Raw genomic sequence first — 18036 nt, forward strand, 5'->3', positions numbered from 1 at the left:
GCGGCGTCACGGATCCATGAGCTCGGCGCTGCGCGCCGCGAACACCTCCTGAACCTTCGCGGTGATCGGGCCCGGCGCGGCGGGCAGCGCGGTGCCGTCCACGGCGCGGATCGGCTGCACGTCGCGGGTGGTGGAGACCAGGAACGCCTCCTCGGCCCGGTACAGGTCCTCCAGCGGGACGTCCTCCTCCTCGGCGCCGTGCCACTCCAGCACCAGCGCCCGCGTCACCCCCGCCAGGCACCCCGCCGACAGCGGCGGGGTGAGCAGCCGCCCGCCGCGCACCAGGAAGATGTTCGTGCCGGTGCCCTCGCACAGGTTCCCGGCGATGTTGCCGAAGATCGCCTCACCGCCGCCGCGTTCCTTGGCGTACGCCAGGGCCATCGCGTTCTCCGCGTACGAGGTGGTCTTGAGCCCGGACAGGGCGCCCCGCTCGTTGCGCGGCCACGGCACCACCGTGACGTCCGCGGTCGCCGGGAACGGCGTCTGCTGCGCGACGGCCACCACCGCGGTGGCCCCCTGGCCGCCGCGGTCGGACCCCAGCGGCCCCGGCCCGCTGGTGTAGGTGATGCGGACCCGCGCCAGCGGCCACTTCGGCGCGGCGTTGAGCACCTCCAGCGTGGCCTGCGCGAGCACGTCCTGGTCGGGCTCGGGCAGGCCCAGCCCGGCCGCCGAACGGGCCAGCCGCCGCAGGTGCCGGGTCAGCGCGAACGGCTCACCCCTGGTCGCCTTGACCGTCTCGAACACCCCGTCCCCGACCAGCACGCCGTGGTCGAAGACCGACAGGCGCGCCCGCTCAGGTTCGAGCAGTTCCCCGTTCACCCAGACCTTCGCCTGCTCGTTCGCCTGGCCTGTCGCTCGCTCCGCGGACACCGGAAGCCACCTCCAACAGCCGAGCCGCCTTCAGCTCGGTCTCCTGCCATTCACGTCGTGGATCGGACTCCCACGTGATGCCCGCCCCGGTGCCGAAACGCAGATGCCCGTCCTCCGCCCAGAAGGTCCGGATGCCCACCGCGAGGGCTCCACGCCGGGAGTCCGCGTCCACCCAGCCGACGGCCCCACAGTACGGGCCGCGTGGCACGGGTTCGAGCGCATCCAGCAAGCTCAACGCACTCGACTTGGGCGCGCCCGTCACCGAACCGGGAGGAAACGTGGCCTTCAGCAACTCCGGCCACCCCCGCCCCGGCGCCAGCCGGGCCCGCACCGTCGACACCAGGTGCACCAGCCCCGGATGTTCCTCGACGGCGCACAGATCCGGGACGGTCACGCTGCCGGTCTCCGCCACCCGGCCCAGGTCGTTGCGGACCAGATCGACGATCATGACGTTCTCGGCCCGGTCCTTGGGCAGCAGATCGTCCTCCGTGCGCCCGGTGCCCTTGATCGGCCGCGACTCGACGACACGCCCGTCCCTGGACAGGTAGAGCTCCGGCGACGCGCTGGCCACCTGGAGCCCCGGCACCCGGAGCGTCATCGCGTACGGGGCCGGGTTGCCCCTGGCCAGCCGCGTTCCCAGCCCCGCGATGTCGGCGTCCGCCGGCAGCGGCGCCGACAGGACCCGGCACAGGTTCGCCTGGTAGACGACACCGTCGGCGATGGCCTCGCGGATCGTCTGCACCCCGCGCACGTAGGCGTCCTCGTCCATCGACGAAACCCACCCCCGTACGCCCTTCCAGGTCCCCTCCGGATGGGGCGCGGGCCGCACGGTGTCGAACCGCGCGCACGTCACCTTTCCCTCGTAGGTGACGACGACCGCCCACCACCCGTGCGACTCCAGCGCGTACGGATCACTGGTCACGTCCCGGAGCCCGCTGGCCAGCATGCCGCCGACGTGCGCGAACGCGTCTTTCACAGGACGCACCCGAACACGTCCGCCAGCCCGCCGCGCCCCTGCCGGGTGATCTCCAGCGCACGCCGCGTCCGGCCCCGTTCGAACCAGCCCAGCTCGATCATCCGCGCCAGCAGCGCCGCCCCCAGGGCCCCGTTCAGGTGCGGGCGCCGCTCCGTCCAGTCCAGGCAGTGCCCGGCGAACTTCCTGCGCCCCTTCCTGAGCTCGGCGACGTCCAGCCCCACAAGCCCTAGGCGTTCGTCCCCCTTGGCGGTGACCTCGTAGACGCCGTCGCCCTCGATCAGGCCGCCGTCCATGAGGGAGGCGAACAACGCCACCCCGGCCACCCCCGCCAGATGGTCGTAGCACGACCTCGCCGTGTGCAGGCGCCGCGCGTCCCTGGACTGGTTCAGGCTCCTGGCTTCGAGGGGCGGGCTGATCCGGCTCAGGGCCTCCACCACCTGTGCGACGTCGGCCCCGCTGAGCCGGTAGTACCGGTGCCTGCCCTGCTTGACCACCGTCACCAGGCCGCCGTCCAGCAGCCTGGCCAGGTGCGCGCTGGCGGTCTGCGCGCTGACTCCCGCCACACGCGCCAGTTCCCCCGCCGCCAGCGGCCGCCCGTCCAGCAGGGCCGTCAGCATCGCCGCCCGCCCCCGGTCGGCCAGCAGCGCCGCGACCGGCGCGATGTCGCTGTCGTAAACGGACATGTCCCCACGCTATGCCCACCACGCTTCCACGCAGGTCGAAGCGTCGCCGGGCGTTCCGGCGTAATCCAGTTTGGGGAAGCGGCCCGGACACGCTAATGTTTTCCTCGTCGCCGCGAGGGGCCGAAGCCCCGAAGCGAGACAGGCGGAAGTGGCTCAGTTGGTAGAGCATCACCTTGCCAAGGTGAGGGTCGCGGGTTCGAATCCCGTCTTCCGCTCTGGGAGGCCACCAGGTCTCGTTCTGGTGGAGTGGCCGAGAGGCGAGGCAACGGCCTGCAAAGCCGTGTACACGGGTTCAAATCCCGTCTCCACCTCAGGCGCCGTACTTCCCCAGGAAGCACGGTCCCGGGCGATTAGCTCAGTGGGAGAGCGCTACCTTGACACGGTAGAGGTCACTGGTTCAATCCCAGTATCGCCCACCATCCCCCACCCCGGGCCAGATCCCAAGATCCGGCCCGGGGTTCCTGTTTTCTCGGCCTCCGGCGTCATGCACCGCCCGGAGCACCTACTGTGACCGGTGCACGCTTCCTCAGGAGGAACGGCGGCGGCGTATCTCGTCGCACGTCATGAGGTGGTCGGCGACGACCATTGCCGCCGCCAGTGACAGGCCGACAACCACCACGGCGATGAGCATGGCACCCGGCTACGGCCAGGGAGGCCAGTCCTGCCGGCACCACTGCCAGCCCGGCGGCGAGCAGCCACGCCGCGGCCGCCTCGGGGACGATGGGGCGCAGCGCGGCGGTCTCCTCGTCCCCGGCGCCGTGGCCGGTGAAGCGCTCGACCCGCCACCCGATCCGGTTCGGCGTGACCGTCGCGTTGGTCACACCCATGACGACCAAGATCAGCCCGAGTACCTCGTTCACGGCGACTCCCGCTCGGCCAGTGCGGCACCGCCGGCCCCGGCTGGGCGACCACTGTGTCCCACAGCGGCGCCATACGCGTGGGCGAGCACAGCGCCACGCCGGCTCCGCAGGACGCGCTGCCAGATGTGCTCGGCCTCGACCTCGGGCATGGCGCGCCCACGGCGACGGCGCTCGCGCCCTGGTGAGGCGAGGACATTCGGCATGCTCACTCCTGACGGTTCACCGCCATCCTCACGCGGCCCGCAACGTGGCGAATCCGAAGGCGGGGGTGTTCGCGTGTCAGGCTCTCGCCGTGGACACCATGCGCCATGCTCTGCCCACCGGCCGCAGGCCGTCAGGCGGGCCGTCGTGGGCTCGACGTGGTCATCTCTTCCTCTTCCTGTCCGGCATGATCGCCTCGGCCGCCGTCCTGGCGTTCGTCGGCCTCGGCGGAGCACCGGGCCCGGCGGCGCTCGTGGGGGGCCGGCGGTTGTCTGACCACCGCCCTGCGCTCGGCCACCCGCGGCATGCCATCACCGCTGACGATCTGTGCCTACCTCGGCGGGAAATTGGACTCTTGGACCGGCGCCCGTATCGGATGGCCGGGCGTGTGCGGCTTTGGCATTGCTCACCGCAACGGGGCCGATCCGCCACGCCAGGAAGCGGCCCGCGCCGGTCGGGCGCCGAAAAATCGAGGGAGTTGGGGCGAGAGCACGGCGATGGATCGCGCGGGATCGGCGGGATGACCGGAATCGGTTGATCATGGGCGGCCGGGTGCCGTATGCAGGCGGTGTGCCGTTCACCTTGAGTCATCCCGCCGCCGTCATTCCGCTGGCCCGTGGCCGGCTCGTGCCGTCGGCGCTGGTGGTCGGGTCCATGGTGCCGGACGTCCCGTACCTGTTCTCGATCGGCGCGTTCCGGGGGACGACGCATCGGCCGCTCGGCATCGTGACGATCGATCTCGTCCTCGGCATGGTGATCTTCGCCGCGTTCCACCTGCTCTGGAAGCGGCCGCTGGTCGCGTTGGCGCCACCGTGGCTGCGGACGCGCATGGCGCGACCGGCGGCTGCGTTCGAGTGGCGGACCGCCGTGGCCAGGGTGCCGTTCTCGATCCTGGTCGGGATTCTGACCCATGTGCTGTGGGACGCGTTCACCCACCGGTACCACGGATTCGCCGACGTCCTGCCCTGGCTGGTCACGACCTCTGTGGCGGGGCTCGAACTGTTCCGCTGGCTGCAGTACGCCAGCGGATTGATCGGCGGCGCGGTCGTCGTCCTGTGGACGCTGCGATGGCTGCGAGCAGCCGAGGTGGAGGAGGAAGAGCAAGTTCCCGGACTGTCCAGGCGCGGTGCGTGGACGGTGTGGGGCTGCCTGGCGGGCGCCGTGGGAATCGGCGGGGCGGTGGGCGCGGCCACGCTGTTCAATCAGGCGCCCGGTACCCCGTGGAACCTGCACGCGGGCATGGCCAGTGGCGCCGTCAGCTCGATCGGCGGTGCCCTCCTGGTGCTGACCGCCTACAGTCTCGTCTGGCTCGTCATGCCCTCCCGGCGATCGGCCTCGGTGCCGCCGGCGGGGCAGAGAACCGAAGGCGTGGGATGAAGTGCGTCGCCATCGCCGACTCGCCCGTTTCGCGGCGGCACCGTCCTCTGCCACCGTCTAGGTGTCGCTGGGGCGTCGCATGGGGCCCCACTTGCCCTTCTGCTCGGAGACGACGCGTTTGGCGTCGCCCAGTACGGACTCGTCGATCCAGGCGATGGGCCGGATGCAGCGCACCAGCGGTTCGTTGTCGGGACCGCGTCCCAGCTCCTCCCCCACCAGGATCCACGGCCTCACCCCAGGCCCCTTCTCGTGCTTGAGGTGCGAGTAGTCGTACAGCCGCCGGGCCACCCACACCACGAGCGGGCGCGGCGCCCACCACTCCTCGACCTTGAGGGGGTTGGCCGACAGGCCCGGCATCTCGACGCCGGTCAGTTCGTCGCGGCTGCTTCCCTCGGCGTCCGTCTCGGGGCCGCGCGACCACCGGACGAACAGCCGATCGTCCTTCTCGACCAGTCTCGCGAGCTCATCCAGGCTGGTTACGGTGGGCATCTCCTCCATTGGCCATGCCCTACCCAATCCCGGCCCCTCTCTGCCACTTCACCGCAGAATGGCCTGCGAGCCGGTCATCCGCGTTCGCAGTGGAGCCTCGACCGGCCCCACCGCTGTCGAGCCGGAAGCGGGCTGGTACATGATCCGTCCGTGGTGGGCGGCCGGCCCCCGCCACGGGGCCGGCCGCCCCGTGACGCCGGCTCCTCGCGGATCTGGCGTCAGAGCGCCTCGCCCAGGGCGTCGCCGTGCTGTGGCTGCGCTGTGGTCATCGTGACGACGCGCTTGGTCATTCCTTCGGCCGAGGGGTCGATGCCCCAGGAGAAGACGATCCGCGGGTGGATCCTGATGATCTCGGGGCTGAGGTAGGAGCCCGGGACGGCCTGCTCGGTCAGCACCTCGGCCCGGCCCCGGATCTCGATGCCGCGGACCGCCCACGGGTCGGTGGAGACCAGGTCGTCGATGACCAGGGAGACCTGGTCGTTGCGCCGAACGTTGCGGAACTTGCGGGTGTTGGCCAGGTTTCGGCCGTAGATATCGATGGTCCCGGTCTCTTCGTTGTACGCGAAACCGACCGGATTGTTCTGCGGATCTCCCTTGGGACCGACGGTGGCCAGCCGTCCCAGCCGCTGCGTGCTCAGATATTCGCGTTCGATCTCTGTCAGGCTCATGACTCCAGCGTGAAGGCTCAACCTAGGTTGAGGTCAAGCGCGGCCCGCCGGTCGGCCGCGATCGACCTCGGGTTCGGTCAGCCGCCGAAGGCGACGGATCGGGCGAGTTCGTCGGGTGCCGCTCGTAGGCGTCGCCGGAGGACGCACCCTCCGCTCGTTCGTCTGCGTCCCTCTCGTCCCCGCCCACGCCCAGCCAGGGCCGTACGCGCAGATCGACGCCTACATCCGCGACCGCATGAAGGCCACGCGCACCCCCGGGATCTCCTACGCCGTGGTCGGTCCCGGCGGGCCGGTCCACCAGCGTTCCTGGGGAACCGACGGGCGGGGTGAACGCGTGACGGCCGAAACCCCTTCCTGTGGGGTTCGATCGCCAAGCCCGTCGCGGCGACCGCCGTCATGACCCTCGTCCAGTCGGGACGGCTCCGCCTGGACGACCGAGTCGTCGATCACCTGCCGGGTTTCCGGTTCGGAGGCGCCTCGCACGCGTCCAAGGTGACCATCCGTCATCTGCTCGCGCAGACCACCGGCCTTCCCGAACCGGCAGGTTTCGAGGTCACCGACTGCTTCCGGTCCGGCTGCCCCTCCCCCGCCGAGCGCATCGGCGCCCTGGACGACGTGAAGCCGCTCGGTCCTCCCGGTATGAGGTACGCCTACACCAGCGCCAATTATCTGGTGCTCGCCGCCGTGGTGGAGGCGGTCACCAAGCGTCCCTTCGGCGACTACCTCCGGCAGGCGGTCCTCGGCCCGGCGGGCATGGACGGAGCCGTCACCGACGCGGTGTCGGCGAGGAGACGGAACCTGCCACCGGGCCACCAGCTCCTGTGGGGCATCCCGTCCGCGGTCGCCGACGGGATCGACGACCACGGCGCGAGTTACGGCTACCTGGGCGGCGACCTGGGCGACCTGGCCGCCTTCGCATCGCTCCAGTTGCGCAGGGGGAAGACCGTCGACGGCGGCACCGTCCTGACGTCCGACTCCGTGCGGCTGATGCGCGAGGAGGGGCGGCTCCAGCCCGCCGGCACGGGAACCGGCTACGGGCTGGGCTGGCGGATCGGCGGCGGCCTGGAGGCGCCGCTCGACACGGCCGTCTGGCACACGGGCGCCACCCCCGGCTACTCGGCGATGCTGTTCCTGCTGCCGCAGCGGAACATCGCCCTCGTCCTCCAGCAGAACATCTACGGGCTCCTGCACGACGGGGCGGTCATGGAGGTCGGCTTCGGTGCGGTCAGGCTGCTCACCGGCGGTCGGCCGCCCGCAGCCCAGCCGTCCGCTTCGACGTACTACGCCACGGTCTGGGGGGGTCAGTGTCCTGGCGCTGGCGATGATCCTGGCGGCCGGGCGCTCGGTCCTGCTCCTGCGCCGCCCGGCCGCGACCGCCGCACGTCTCCGGCTCGCCTTCGTGACGGCGGCATGGTGCGTGCTCGGCGCGTTGCCCGGTGCGGGGATGGTGTGGCTCGCGGAGTCGATGACCCTGCGGCAGGTGAGGACGTGGGTACCCGACGCCTTCCTCGCGCTCTGCGTCGCGGCGACCGCCGGCGCCGTCACCGTCGTCCTCCGGATCATGCTCGCCCTGCGTGCCGGCGGGCACTCGCGTTGACGACCTCGTGGCGGCGGAGAAGACGGGCCGATCTTGGTTTTCTGGAAGGCCGCCGGGAACAGAGAGGACCATGACCGCTGCCACCCATCGGCCCCGGGCGGATGCCGAGCCGGCCGACCTGCGCCTCCCCGGCATCGTGCTGGGCGTGGGTCTCGGCGGATTCGTCGACGGCATCCTGCTGCACCAGCTGCTGCAATGGCACCACATGCTCAGCAGCACCGACAGCGACAACATCGGCGTGAGGTTCTACAACCCGCGCACCCTGTCCGGTCTGCAGATGAACACGGTGTGGGACGGTCTCTTCCACGTCGTGTGCTGGCTGTCGGTGCTGATCGGGCTGGCCGTCCTGTACTCGCGGGTCACCCACCGGCGGCGCCGCGTCTGGACGTCCCGGGTGCTGTGGGGATGGATGCTGGTCGGCTGGGGACTGTTCAACCTCGTCGAAGGCATCATCGACCACCACGTTATGGGCATCCACCACGTGCAGACCGGTGCCTACCGGCTCTGGTGGGACATCGGATTCCTGGTGCTGGGCGCCGTGCTGGTGGCCGCCGGATACCTGCTGCAGCGCACCGGCACACCCTTCGTCCCCCAGCCGGGCCCCGAGCCGGGCGGTGCCGCCGGCAGGCCGCGGAGCGCCTGATGCACGACCACCCGATGCCCGCACCCGGCGGCGGAGCGTGGCAGGCCGTACCGGCGGTGGCCGCTGCCGTGCTGCCGGCGGTCGCCTACCTGCTGCTCGTGCGCCGCGCGGCCCGGTCGGGGCGCCGTCCGCCAGGGCGATGGCGCACGGCGGCCTTCCTCACCGGATGCGCTCTGCTGGCCGTGGCGCTGCTGCCTCCCGTCGCGCCGTTCGCGCACCGGGACTTCCGCGGCCACATGCTCCAGCACCTGCTGATCGGGATGTACGCGCCGCTGGCCCTGGTGCTGGGCGCTCCGATCACTCTCCTGCTGCGTGCGCTGCCCGTACGGCATGCCCGGCGGCTGACCGGTGTGCTGCGCAGCCGTCCGATGCGCTCGGTGGCCCACCCGGTCACGGCGCTGGCCCTGAGCACCGGGAGCCTGGCCGTTCTGTACTTCACACCTCTGTACGAGGCGACCACCGCCGATCCGGTCCTGCACTGGTCGCTGCACGCGCACTTCCTGCTGTCGGGGTGCCTGTTCGCCTGGGTCATCGCCGGTCCCGACCCCGCGCCGTCCCGCCCCGGCGTCCGGGCCCGGCTGGTGGTGCTCGGCGTGGCCATCGCCGCGCACGCCGTCATCGCACAGCTCATGTACGGCGGATTCCTCGTCGACGTGCACGCGCCCATCGCCGAGGTCCGCGGCGGCGCGGAGATCATGTACTACGGCGGGGACATCGCCGAGCTCCTGCTCGCCGCCGCCCTGGTCGCCACCTGGCGGCCCCGCGCCTCCTCTGACCGTGGAGTCCGCCGCCGCCCGGTCGACACCTCGCCCGCGTGAACCGCGCCGCCCCACGTCCCGGTGGCGCAGGACGTCAATCGCCATGGGCCCCTTCATTCGCGTCCTCGGCCTCAGCAGGCGGCCACGGCGGCGCCTGCCTGGTGTACCCCTGGGTCCCGGGGTAGGGGCCTGGAGCCGATGGCCGGGAACGTGGCCGGTCGGCGGCCGAGGGACTGGAGGGGGCATCGGTGCGGGAGCCCGAACTGGAGCGGCGGATCGAAGCGGCCTGGGAGAGGCTCGGGCTGGAGGAGCCGAGGCCGGGGCAGCGGGACGCGGTGTGCGCGCTGGCCAAGGAGGCCGACGCGCTGGTGGTGATGCCGACGGGCAGCGGGAAGTCGGCGGTCTACCAGGTGGCCGCCGCCGTCCTGGGCGGTCCCGCCCTGGTGGTGTCTCCGCTGATCTCCCTGCAGCGCGACCAGGTGCGGCAGCTGCGCGCCATGGGGCTGGAGGCGCACGTCCTGAACGCGACCACCGGTGCCCGCCGCCGCGAACAGGGCCTGGCCGCGTTGCGCGGCGACGGCACGGCCTTCGTGTTCATGGCTCCCGAACAGCTCGTACGGCAGGACGTGCGCGACGCGCTGCGGGAGTCGCCGCCCCGGCTGGTGGCCGTGGACGAGGCGCACTGCATTTCGGCCTGGGGGCACGACTTCCGTCCCGACTACCTGCGGATCGGCACGACGCTGGACGCGCTGCCGCGCCGTCCCGTGGTGGCCGCGCTCACCGCGACCGCCGCCCCGCCGGTGCGCGCCGAGATCGTCGAACGGCTGCGGATGCGCGATCCCGCCGAGGTCGTCCGCGGATTCGACCGCCCCGAGCTGCGCCTTTCGGTCCGAACGTTCCACGACGCCGAACGGCAACGCGAGGCGGTGCTGGCGACGGCGCGCGAGCTGCGCGGATCGGGCATCGTCTACACGGCGACCCGCAGGGACGCCTCCGAATACGCCGACGCGCTGGACGGCGCCGGCGCGTACCACGCCGGGCTGCGCCGCAAGGAACGCGACCAGGTGCAACGGGCGTTCATGGCCGGGGAGATCCGGATCGTGGTCGCCACCACCGCGTTCGGCATGGGCATCGACAAGCCCGACATCCGGTTCGTCCTGCACGCCAGGGTGCCGGACTCGCTCGACTCCTACTACCAGGAGATCGGACGGGCGGGCCGGGACGGCGACCCCGCCGAGGCGATCTGCTTCTATCGCGGCGAGGATCTGGCGCTGCCCCGCTTCTTCACCGGCGGCCTGCCCGACGAGGACACCCTGGCCGCCGTCTGCGACACGGTCGCGGACGGTCCGATCACCCGCCGGAACCTGGCCGAGCGCACCGGCCTGTCCGCCCGGCGGCTCACCGCGCTGCTCGATCTGCTCAACCGGGCCGGAGCGCTGCGCCTGCGGAAACGCATCGAGCCCGCGCCCGACGCGCCGCCCACGGCCCAGAACGTGGCCCGCGCGATGGAACTGGCCGAGGAACGCCGGTCCGTCGAACGCACCCGCATCGAGATGCTGCGCCGCTACTGCGAAATGACCGACTGCCGTGGCCGCTTCCTGCTGCGGTACTTCGGCGAGAACCGCGAGCGTCCCTGCGGGCACTGCGACATCTGCCAGGCGGGAGAGGCCGAACAGCTCGCCGAGAACGCCGCCTTCCCGATGGGCGCACGCGTCCGGCACCGTGAATGGGGGCCAGGAGTGATCGTCGGCGGCGAGCAGGACCGGATCACCGTCCTGTTCGACGAGGCCGGCTACAAGGAACTCCTGGTGGAACCCGTCCTCGACCAGGACCTCCTCACCCGCGAATGACCCCTCGGCCGACGCGGCGTCCCCCAGGCCTGCGGCGCCCGGCCGTGCGGTCTCGGCCGCTCGTGGGCGCACCGATCGGGTAGGACGGGAGGGTGGACGCTCGGCGCCGACTGATCACCTTCGGCCACGGCACCGCGGAGCCGGAGCGGATCGCGAGCCTGCTCGGCGGTGTCGGCGTACGGCTCCTCGTGGACATCCGCACCGCCCCCGGCAGCCGGCGCAACCCCCACGTGGCCCGCCGTGAGCTGGAACGCTGGCTGCCGGAACAGCGTGTCGGATACCGCTGGGACAAGCGCCTCGGGGGGTTTCGGCGGCCGCCGCCGGACTCCCCCGACCTGGCGTGGCGGCAAGAGATGTTCCGCGGATACGCCGCGCACATGCGCACCGGGGAATTCTCGGCCGCCGTGGACGATCTGGTGGCCGACATGGAGAAGGTGGGCGACGCCGTCGGCGCGGTGGCGGTGATGTGCAGCGAGAGCGTCTGGTGGCGCTGCCACCGGCGGCTGGTCGCCGACTTCCTCGTGCTCGTCCGTGACGTGCCCGTCGCCCACCTCATGCACGACGGGCGCCTGACCGACCACACTCCCTTCCCCGCTGCCCGTGTGCGACAGGACGGGTTGCTGGTGTACGACGGCGGCCAGTCCGCACTTCTCTGACCCCGTCGTCGCGGCCCGTTACGGCCGTCTCCGTTCACGGGTCGGTCTAAATGCGTGCTCGACCGATGTGGCGTCCGGGGATTTCAGGTGGCACGGACGGGTGCTTCCACGACGGCCGCGTCGTCTTCTGCGAATGGGCCGTCTTCGAACTCCGAGGACAGGACCCGCACGTTTCCGGTGGACGCCATCCGCGGGTCGGCTCCGGTGTCCGGATCACCGCCTGCCGTGGCCGTTCGCAGCGCCTTGCGGCCGCGCTCCCACAGCTCGACGTCGACGCCGCTGCTCAACTGGGACAACCACGGCCCCAGGGCCAGCAGGGCGAGCACCGACAGGGCGATCAGGACCGAGACCATGACAGCGTCCCCCAGCTCCTCGGTCGGCACGACCGACGAGATCAATCAGGATGAATGTGGCATCAGCCTAGATACCACGGCAAACCACCACTAATCGCCCATCCAGCGCGTCCGTGAAGTCCGAAAGCGGGGCCCGCCATCGGCGGCCGAGAGGAACTCGACTGATCGTCAGGAGTAGGCCAAGTGACGAATCACCGGGTCGGGCATGACCCGGCTGTCGGCAAACGTTCGGCCAGGTCGACCACGGTGCCCTGTGGCGCGGCCGGAGTCAGCCTCCGGCCTGAGAGCGGGAAGGCCGTGCGGCCTAGGCGGGGGCGCAGGTGGTGGGGAGGGGGCCGGAGCCGGTCGCGGTGAGACCGGCGGAGGCGGTGCCGCCCGTGGGGACGGCGGCGTTCCAGGAGGCGTTCGCGACGGTGACGGTGGTGCCGGAGCGGGTGAACGCGCCGTTCCAGGTGGAGCCGAGCGTCCAGGTGGAGGGAAGGTCGAAACGGGCGCGCCAGGCGGCCAGGGCGGGGCCCTCGTTGCGGATCGTGACGGTGGCCTGGAAGCCGCCCGGCCACTGGTTCGTGACCGTCAGGGTGCAGGTGACCTCGGCGGGCGGAGGGGTGGTGGGCGGCGTGGGCGGGGTGACGGTTCCGAGGGCGGAGGCCAGGGCCGGGTACCAGCGGTCGGAGATCTTCTGGTTGCCGGAGTCGTTGGGGTGCACCCCGTCGTAGGTGTCGGCGGAGGTGCTGAACCCGGTCCACTGGTCGACGACCGTGATCGGGGACGCGGCGGTGGAGTTGGCGGCGGCCCAGTCCGGGATGGCCCGGTTGAGGGCGACGAGGCGGTCGGCGCACTCGGCGCAGGTGGCCGGGTTCATCGGGATGAGCTGGGCGACGAGGATCTTCATCGCGGGGTTGCTCGCCCGCATCTGGCCGACCAGCGTGCTGTACGCGGCGAGGATCGTGCCGGTGGGGCGGTTGCTCCAGACGTCGTTGGTGCCGAAGTGCATCAGCACGATGTCCGGGCGGGTGGCCGGCAACCAGCCCGGCAGCAGGTTCTGGTCGGCCACGTTGGTGACCAGCGCGCCGCCGTGCCCTTCGTTGTCGCCGTCATGGGGCACCGAGCAGCCCTGTGCGGGGAGGGTGCCGACGAAGTCGACGTCGGTGTGGCCGGAGTTCTGGAGGCGGTTCCACAGCAGCGCGCGCCAGCAGCCCGGGGAGCCGGTGATCGAGTCGCCGAGCGGCATGACCCGCACGGCGGTGGCCGCCCGGGACGGGGCCGTCGGCAGCACCGCCGGCAACGCCAGCAGCGTCACGCCGGTCGCGAGCAGCGCCAGGAACCTGGCCATGACGACCTCCAGGACTGGGAGCGCTCCCATCCTGCGGAGGCGTTCGCGCGACCGTCAACGAACCGCCCCGCGGCCGCCCGTCTTTCATTGCTCGATCATTGTTCAAGCCTGAATCATCAGTGCGTTTGCCCTGGTCGTGCACATGCAAGTGGGAATGCACAGGCATAGGGTGGTGGCGGTAACCAGAGCGGTCCGACGCATAGTGATCTGCCGAGGCGAGGAATGGTTGTTGCGACGTCGGGCACCTCGACGAGGCGGCGACGCAGGTCCGGGCTCCCGGCCGAGGTGACGAGCTTTGTGGGACGTCGGCACGAGGTCGCCGAGATCAGGCGCCTGCTGGCGGGGTCACGGCTGGTCACCCTGACGGGGGCCGGAGGCGTGGGCAAGACGCGGCTGGCCATCCGGGTGGCGGCGACGCTGGAACGTGCCTTCGCCGACGGGGTGTGGCTGGTGGAACTGGCCGACCTGGAGAAGCCCGGGCTTCTGGCGCCGACCGTCATCCAGACCCTCGGCATCCGGGACCAGTCGGCCCGCCCGCCGGCGGAGGTGCTCGCCGGGCACCTTGCGGACCGGCGGACGCTGCTGGTCCTCGACAACTGCGAGCACCTGCTGCGGGAGTGCGCGATCCTGGCCGAGACGCTGCTGCGGGCGGCGCCCGAGCTGCGGATCCTGGCCACCAGCCGCCATGTGCTGGGGGTCGCCAGCGAGCAGGTCTTCCCCGTGCCGCCGCTGTCGCTGCCGGACCCGGGGCCGGACGGGGGCGGCCCGTCGGACGCGGTGCAGCTGTTCACCGAGCGCGCCCAGGCCGTGCTGCCGGGATTCGCGATCACCGACGACAACCGGGAGGCGGTGGAGCAGATCTGCCGGCGCCTGGACGGCCTGCCGCTGGGCATCGAGCTGGCGGCGGTGCGGCTGCGGGCGCTGTCGGTCCCCCAGGTGCTGAAACGGCTGGACGACCGGTTCCGGCTGCTCACCACGGGGTCGCCGGCGGCGCTGCCCCGGCACCAGACGCTGCGCGCGCTGATCGACTGGAGCTACGCGCTGTGCGGCGAGAAGGAGCGCACGCTGTGGGCACGGATCTCGGTCTTCAGCGGCGGCCTGGACCTGGAGGCGGCCGAGGCGGTGTGCACCGGCGACGGGATCGCCGCCGAGGAGGTCGTCGACCTGGTCGTCGGCCTGGTGGAGAAGTCGATCCTGATCCCCGAGGAGCATCCGGGCACGGTCCGGTACCGGATGCTGGAGACGCTCCGGCAGTACGGCCGCGAGTGCCTCGCCCGATCCGGGGAGGCCGAGCGGGTCGCGCTGCGGCACCGCGACCACTACCGGGATCTGGCGACCGAGGCGCGCGTCCGCCTGTTCGGCCCCGACCAGGTCCAGTGGCTCACCCGGCTGCAGCTCGAACACGCCAACCTGCGCACCGCCCTGGAGTACTGCTTCGCCCACCCGGGCGAGGCCGGGACGGGCCTGGGCATGGCCGCCGACCTGCTCTACCACTGGATCACCAGCTACTACCTGGCCGAGGGGCGCCGCTGGCTGGACCGGGCGCTGGCCGCCGACACCGCGCGGACCGAGGTCCGGGCACGTGCGCTGTGGGCCGACGGCTGGCTCGCCATCATCCAGGCCGACCCGGAGCCGGCCGAGGCGATGCTGCGGGAGAGCAAGGCCATCGGCGAGGAGCTGGGCTCGGACTCGGTGCTCGGCTACGTCGCGATCTTCTCCGGCATGATCGCCATGTGCCGCCGGGACCCCAAGACGGCGATCGCCCTGTACGAGGAGGCGCTGGCCCGGCACGGCGCCACCGGCGACCCGGTGGGCCTGTCCCTGGCGCTCGTCCGGCTCTCCCTCGCCTACTCGTTCCTGGGCGACTCGGCGCGCGCCGTCGCCATCGGCGAGGAGGGCCTGGCCGTGTGCGAGGCGCACGGCGAGGGCTGGCACAGGGCGTACACCTTGATGGCGCTGGGAATCGAGGTCTGGCGCCAGGGCGACACCCGCCGGGCCGCCGCGATGGAGCAGGAGAGCCTGCGGTTCAACCGTTCGCTCGACGATCCGCTCGGCATCGGGGTGAACCTGGAGGTGCTGGCCTGGATCGCGGCCGCCGAGCGGCAGTACCAGCGGGCGGCCCGGCTGCTGGGCATCGTGACGAAGGTGTGGAAGGCGGTCGGCGCCCCGCTGTCCGGTTACGGGCATCTGGTGCACTTCCACGACGAGTGCGAGGCCGCCACCCGCGAGGCCCTCGGCGCGCAGGCGTTCCTGGCGGCCGTCCAGCGGGGCGCGAGCCTTCCGTACGAGGCGGCGCTCGCCTACGCGCTGGAGGAGCGGGCCCCGGCGGCCGCCGCGTCGCAGAGCGCCGCGGAGATCTCGCCGCTGACGCCCCGCGAGACGGAGATCGCCGGTCTCGTCGCCCAGGGGATGAGCAACAAGGACATCGCGGCGACCCTGGTGATCGCCCAGCGCACCGTCGAGGGGCACATCGAGCACATCATGAACAAGCTCGGGTTCCGTTCCCGCGCCCAGATCGCCGCGTGGGTCAAGGACCGGGGCCACGCGTCCGGCGAGGGAACGCCGTCCGGGTGAGGGCCGAGATGGACGCGCGCGGCGACGTGGCCGGGAAGGGCCGGCCGGACGGCACATCCGGCCTCGTCGGACGCCGCCGGGAGATGGCCGAGGTGCGGCGGCTGCTGCCCCGGACGCGGCTGCTGACGCTGACCGGCGCGGGCGGGGTCGGCAAGAGCCGGCTGGCGGGGTGGGCGGCGTGCGCGCTGCACGACTGGTTCCCCGGCGGGGTGGAGCGCGTCGACCTCGCCACGGTGGAGGACGGCGCCCTCCTGGAACCGGCGGTGGCCACGGCGCTCGGGCTTCGTGACACCGGACGGCAGGCGATGCCCGTCCTGGTGGACCACCTGGCCGACAAACGGATGCTGCTCCTGCTCGACAACTGCGAGCACCTGCTGCGGCCCTGCGCCGCGCTGGTGGACAGGCTGCTGCGCGGCGCGCCGCGGCTGCGGATCCTCGTCACCAGCCGGCAGCGGCTGGGAGTGGCCGGGGAGCAGATCCTCCCGGTGCCCACGCTGCCCGTCCCGCAGCCCGACGCCGACGTCCGCGACGTCGCCCGGTGCGCGGCGGTACGCCTGTTCGCGCAGCGGGCGGCCGAGGCGCGGCCCGGGTTCGCGGTGGACGCGGGGAACGCCGCCGCCGTCGCCCGGCTGGCGCGGCGCCTGGACGGTCTGCCGCTGGCCATCGAGCTGGCCGCCGTACGGCTGCGCACGACGACCGTGGACGACCTGCTGCGCGGGCTGGACGATCGCCTCGACGCGCCGTCCCGCGGCGGCTCCGGCGCCCCGCCGCGGCACCGGACCCTCCGGGCGACCGTGGACTGGAGCTTCGAGCTGTGCTCGCCCGGCGAGCGGCGGTTGTGGTCACGGCTGGCGATCTTCCCCGGCGGGGTGGACCTGGAGACGGCCGAGGAGGTCTGCGCGGACGCCGGCATCGCCCCCGAGGAGGTGTTCGACCTGATCGCCGGGCTGGTGGACAAGTCCGTCGTGGTCGCCGACCCGACGGCGGGCGGGGTCCGCTACCGCATGCTCGACACGATCCGGGCCTACGGCCGCGAGCGGCTGCCGTGCGCCGACGAGCGCGTCCTGCACGGACGGTACCGCGACCACTACCGGCGGATGGCCGACCGGAACCGGGTCGATCGGCTCGTCCCCGACCAGCTCGACCGCTACCGGGCCGTGCGAGCCGAGCTGCCCAACGTGCGCACGGCGCTCGACCTGTGCTTCCGGCGGCCCGAGGACGCGCACGCGGGGCTGGACATCGCGTGCCCGCTGTGGGCGCACTGGATCCTGTCCGGCGCCGTCAAGGAGGGACGGCACTGGCTGGAACGGGGGCTGGGTCTCGCTCCGGGCACCGGCCGCGCCCGCGCGACGGCCCTGTGGTGCGCCGCCCTGATCGCCGTCCGGCAGGACGATCTCCCCGCGGTGGCGCCGCTGCTGGAGGAGTGCCGGGCGCTCGCCGAGCGGACCGGGGACGAGACGGTCCGCGCGCAGGCCGTCGAGATCTCCGGCATGGCCGCGCTGGCCACCGGGGACGGCCGGCGCGGATTCCCGCTGATGCTGGAGGCGCGCGACCTGCGCCGGGCCGCCGGCGACGTCCACGCCGTCGCCGTCAACCTGTACTACACCGCCGCGTTCGGCATGGCCGAGAGCCCGGGCAGCGCCGCCGACGTCGGGGCGGAGCTGCTCGCGCTCTCCCTCGCCCACAACGCCCTGCTGTTCAAGGCCTACGCCCAGTTGAAGCTGGCGTTCGCGGCCTGGCGGCAGGGCGACCCGGGCCGGGCCGAGACCCAGATGCGCGAGGCGGCCACGGTTCTCGGCGCCGTCGGCGACCCGTGGGGCCTGGTCCAGTGCCTGGAGGTGCTCGGCTGGACCGCCGGGGCGAGCGGACGGCACGAACGGGCCGCCCGGCTGCTGGGCGCGGCCGGCAGGGTACGGCAGACCCTCGACATCACACCGGCCGAACTGCAGTACCTCGCCGACGCCCACCGCGACTGTGCCGAGCAGGCCCGACGAGAGCTGGGCGGCCGGGCGTTCGCCACGGCGTTCCGCGCCGGGGCGAGGCTCACGCTGGATCGTGCGCTCGCCTACGCCCTGGAGGACCACACGGTCAGCTCCCCCGCGCGATGACCCCCGGCACCGGGGGCCTGCGCGGGGGCCTACGTGCGAT

Annotated in this window: 16 protein-coding genes and 3 tRNA genes; 11 read left to right on the forward strand and 8 right to left on the reverse strand. The window is 72.4% G+C overall.

The features are described from left to right. Positions 1–6 precede the first annotated feature (6 nt). From ABZ801_RS23550 to ABZ801_RS23560, 3 genes are read right to left on the reverse strand one after another with little or no spacing between them, the layout of a single operon-like run. Positions 7–819, reverse strand: coding sequence for an aminodeoxychorismate lyase (locus ABZ801_RS23550; RefSeq protein WP_344952376.1), 813 nt, complete (start codon positions 817–819; stop codon positions 7–9). Beyond that, positions 794–1846, reverse strand: coding sequence for a chorismate-binding protein (locus ABZ801_RS23555; RefSeq protein ID WP_360701252.1), 1053 nt, complete (start codon positions 1844–1846; stop codon positions 794–796). The genes ABZ801_RS23550 and ABZ801_RS23555 overlap by 26 nt, the downstream gene beginning before the upstream one ends. Beyond that, entirely contained in the window at positions 1843–2529 is a 687-nt protein-coding gene (locus tag ABZ801_RS23560) for a winged helix-turn-helix domain-containing protein (RefSeq protein WP_344952372.1), read from the reverse strand. Before ABZ801_RS23560 ends, ABZ801_RS23555 begins: the two co-directional genes overlap by 4 nt. Positions 2530–2671: 142 nt before the next feature. Between ABZ801_RS23560 and ABZ801_RS23565 the strand changes: the two genes are divergently transcribed. The 3 genes from ABZ801_RS23565 (at position 2672) to ABZ801_RS23575 (ending at position 2948) form a co-directional block, all read left to right on the forward strand. Further along, positions 2672–2744, forward strand: a tRNA-Gly gene (locus ABZ801_RS23565). 25 nt (positions 2745–2769) lie between these two features. Further along, positions 2770–2840 (forward strand) — tRNA-Cys (locus ABZ801_RS23570). A 33-nt stretch (positions 2841–2873) separates the two neighbouring features. Further along, positions 2874–2948 (forward strand) — tRNA-Val (locus ABZ801_RS23575). 63 nt (positions 2949–3011) lie between these two features. Here ABZ801_RS23575 and ABZ801_RS23580 read toward each other — a convergent pair. Continuing rightward, positions 3012–3389 carry a hypothetical protein gene (locus ABZ801_RS23580; protein ID WP_360701256.1) on the reverse strand — a complete coding sequence of 126 codons (378 nt, stop codon included), beginning with the start codon at positions 3387–3389 and terminating at the stop codon, positions 3012–3014. Between the two features lie 597 nt (positions 3390–3986). On the opposite strand from ABZ801_RS23580, the gene ABZ801_RS23585 reads away from it, so the two are divergent. Continuing rightward, positions 3987–4967, forward strand: a complete 981-nt coding sequence (locus tag ABZ801_RS23585) for a DUF4184 family protein (RefSeq protein WP_360701259.1) — start codon at positions 3987–3989, stop codon at positions 4965–4967. Between the two features lie 57 nt (positions 4968–5024). On the opposite strand, the gene ABZ801_RS23590 is transcribed toward ABZ801_RS23585, so the two are convergent. Both ABZ801_RS23590 and ABZ801_RS23595 read right to left on the reverse strand, forming a co-directional pair. Continuing rightward, a complete protein-coding gene (locus tag ABZ801_RS23590; RefSeq protein WP_360701262.1) occupies positions 5025–5456 on the reverse strand; it encodes a DUF6098 family protein in 432 nt (143 codons plus the stop codon). Between the two features lie 218 nt (positions 5457–5674). Next, positions 5675–6124, reverse strand: coding sequence for a PPOX class F420-dependent oxidoreductase (locus ABZ801_RS23595; RefSeq protein ID WP_360701265.1), 450 nt, complete (start codon positions 6122–6124; stop codon positions 5675–5677). A gap of 396 nt (positions 6125–6520) precedes the next feature. Between ABZ801_RS23595 and ABZ801_RS23600 the strand changes: the two genes are divergently transcribed. The 5 genes from ABZ801_RS23600 (at position 6521) to ABZ801_RS23620 (ending at position 11628) form a co-directional block, all read left to right on the forward strand. Then, entirely contained in the window at positions 6521–7795 is a 1275-nt protein-coding gene (locus ABZ801_RS23600) for a serine hydrolase domain-containing protein (RefSeq protein ID WP_360701268.1), read from the forward strand. Further along, positions 7792–8364: a DUF2243 domain-containing protein gene (locus ABZ801_RS23605; RefSeq protein WP_360701270.1), complete on the forward strand. Its 573-nt coding sequence runs from the start codon at positions 7792–7794 to the stop codon at positions 8362–8364. Before ABZ801_RS23600 ends, ABZ801_RS23605 begins: the two co-directional genes overlap by 4 nt. Then, the gene (locus ABZ801_RS23610; protein ID WP_360701273.1) at positions 8364–9182 is read left to right on the forward strand and encodes a cytochrome c oxidase assembly protein; all 819 of its coding nucleotides are present in this window, start codon (positions 8364–8366) and stop codon (positions 9180–9182) included. Before ABZ801_RS23605 ends, ABZ801_RS23610 begins: the two co-directional genes overlap by 1 nt. A 188-nt stretch (positions 9183–9370) precedes the next feature. Beyond that, on the forward strand, positions 9371–10972 hold the full coding sequence (locus ABZ801_RS23615) for a RecQ family ATP-dependent DNA helicase (RefSeq protein WP_360701276.1): 1602 nt from the start codon (positions 9371–9373) through the stop codon (positions 10970–10972). A 92-nt stretch (positions 10973–11064) separates the two neighbouring features. Further along, positions 11065–11628: a DUF488 domain-containing protein gene (locus ABZ801_RS23620; RefSeq protein WP_360701279.1), complete on the forward strand. Its 564-nt coding sequence runs from the start codon at positions 11065–11067 to the stop codon at positions 11626–11628. Positions 11629–11711: 83 nt separating this feature from the next. On the opposite strand, the gene ABZ801_RS23625 is transcribed toward ABZ801_RS23620, so the two are convergent. Both ABZ801_RS23625 and ABZ801_RS23630 read right to left on the reverse strand, forming a co-directional pair. Then, positions 11712–12026: a hypothetical protein gene (locus tag ABZ801_RS23625; protein ID WP_344952344.1), complete on the reverse strand. Its 315-nt coding sequence runs from the start codon at positions 12024–12026 to the stop codon at positions 11712–11714. A gap of 259 nt (positions 12027–12285) precedes the next feature. Then, positions 12286–13344, reverse strand: coding sequence for a GDSL-type esterase/lipase family protein (locus tag ABZ801_RS23630; RefSeq protein ID WP_360701282.1), 1059 nt, complete (start codon positions 13342–13344; stop codon positions 12286–12288). A 267-nt stretch (positions 13345–13611) separates the two neighbouring features. On the opposite strand from ABZ801_RS23630, the gene ABZ801_RS23635 reads away from it, so the two are divergent. Further along, positions 13612–15888, forward strand: coding sequence for a LuxR C-terminal-related transcriptional regulator (locus ABZ801_RS23635; RefSeq protein WP_360701285.1), 2277 nt, complete (start codon positions 13612–13614; stop codon positions 15886–15888). Continuing rightward, on the forward strand, positions 15885–17996 hold the full coding sequence (locus tag ABZ801_RS23640) for a LuxR family transcriptional regulator (RefSeq protein WP_360701289.1): 2112 nt from the start codon (positions 15885–15887) through the stop codon (positions 17994–17996). Before ABZ801_RS23635 ends, ABZ801_RS23640 begins: the two co-directional genes overlap by 4 nt. Positions 17997–18036 lie beyond the last annotated feature (40 nt).

It is taken from the genome of Actinomadura sp. NPDC047616 (genome assembly GCF_040642915.1).
GTDB classification, from domain to species: domain Bacteria; phylum Actinomycetota; class Actinomycetes; order Streptosporangiales; family Streptosporangiaceae; genus Spirillospora; species Spirillospora miaoliensis.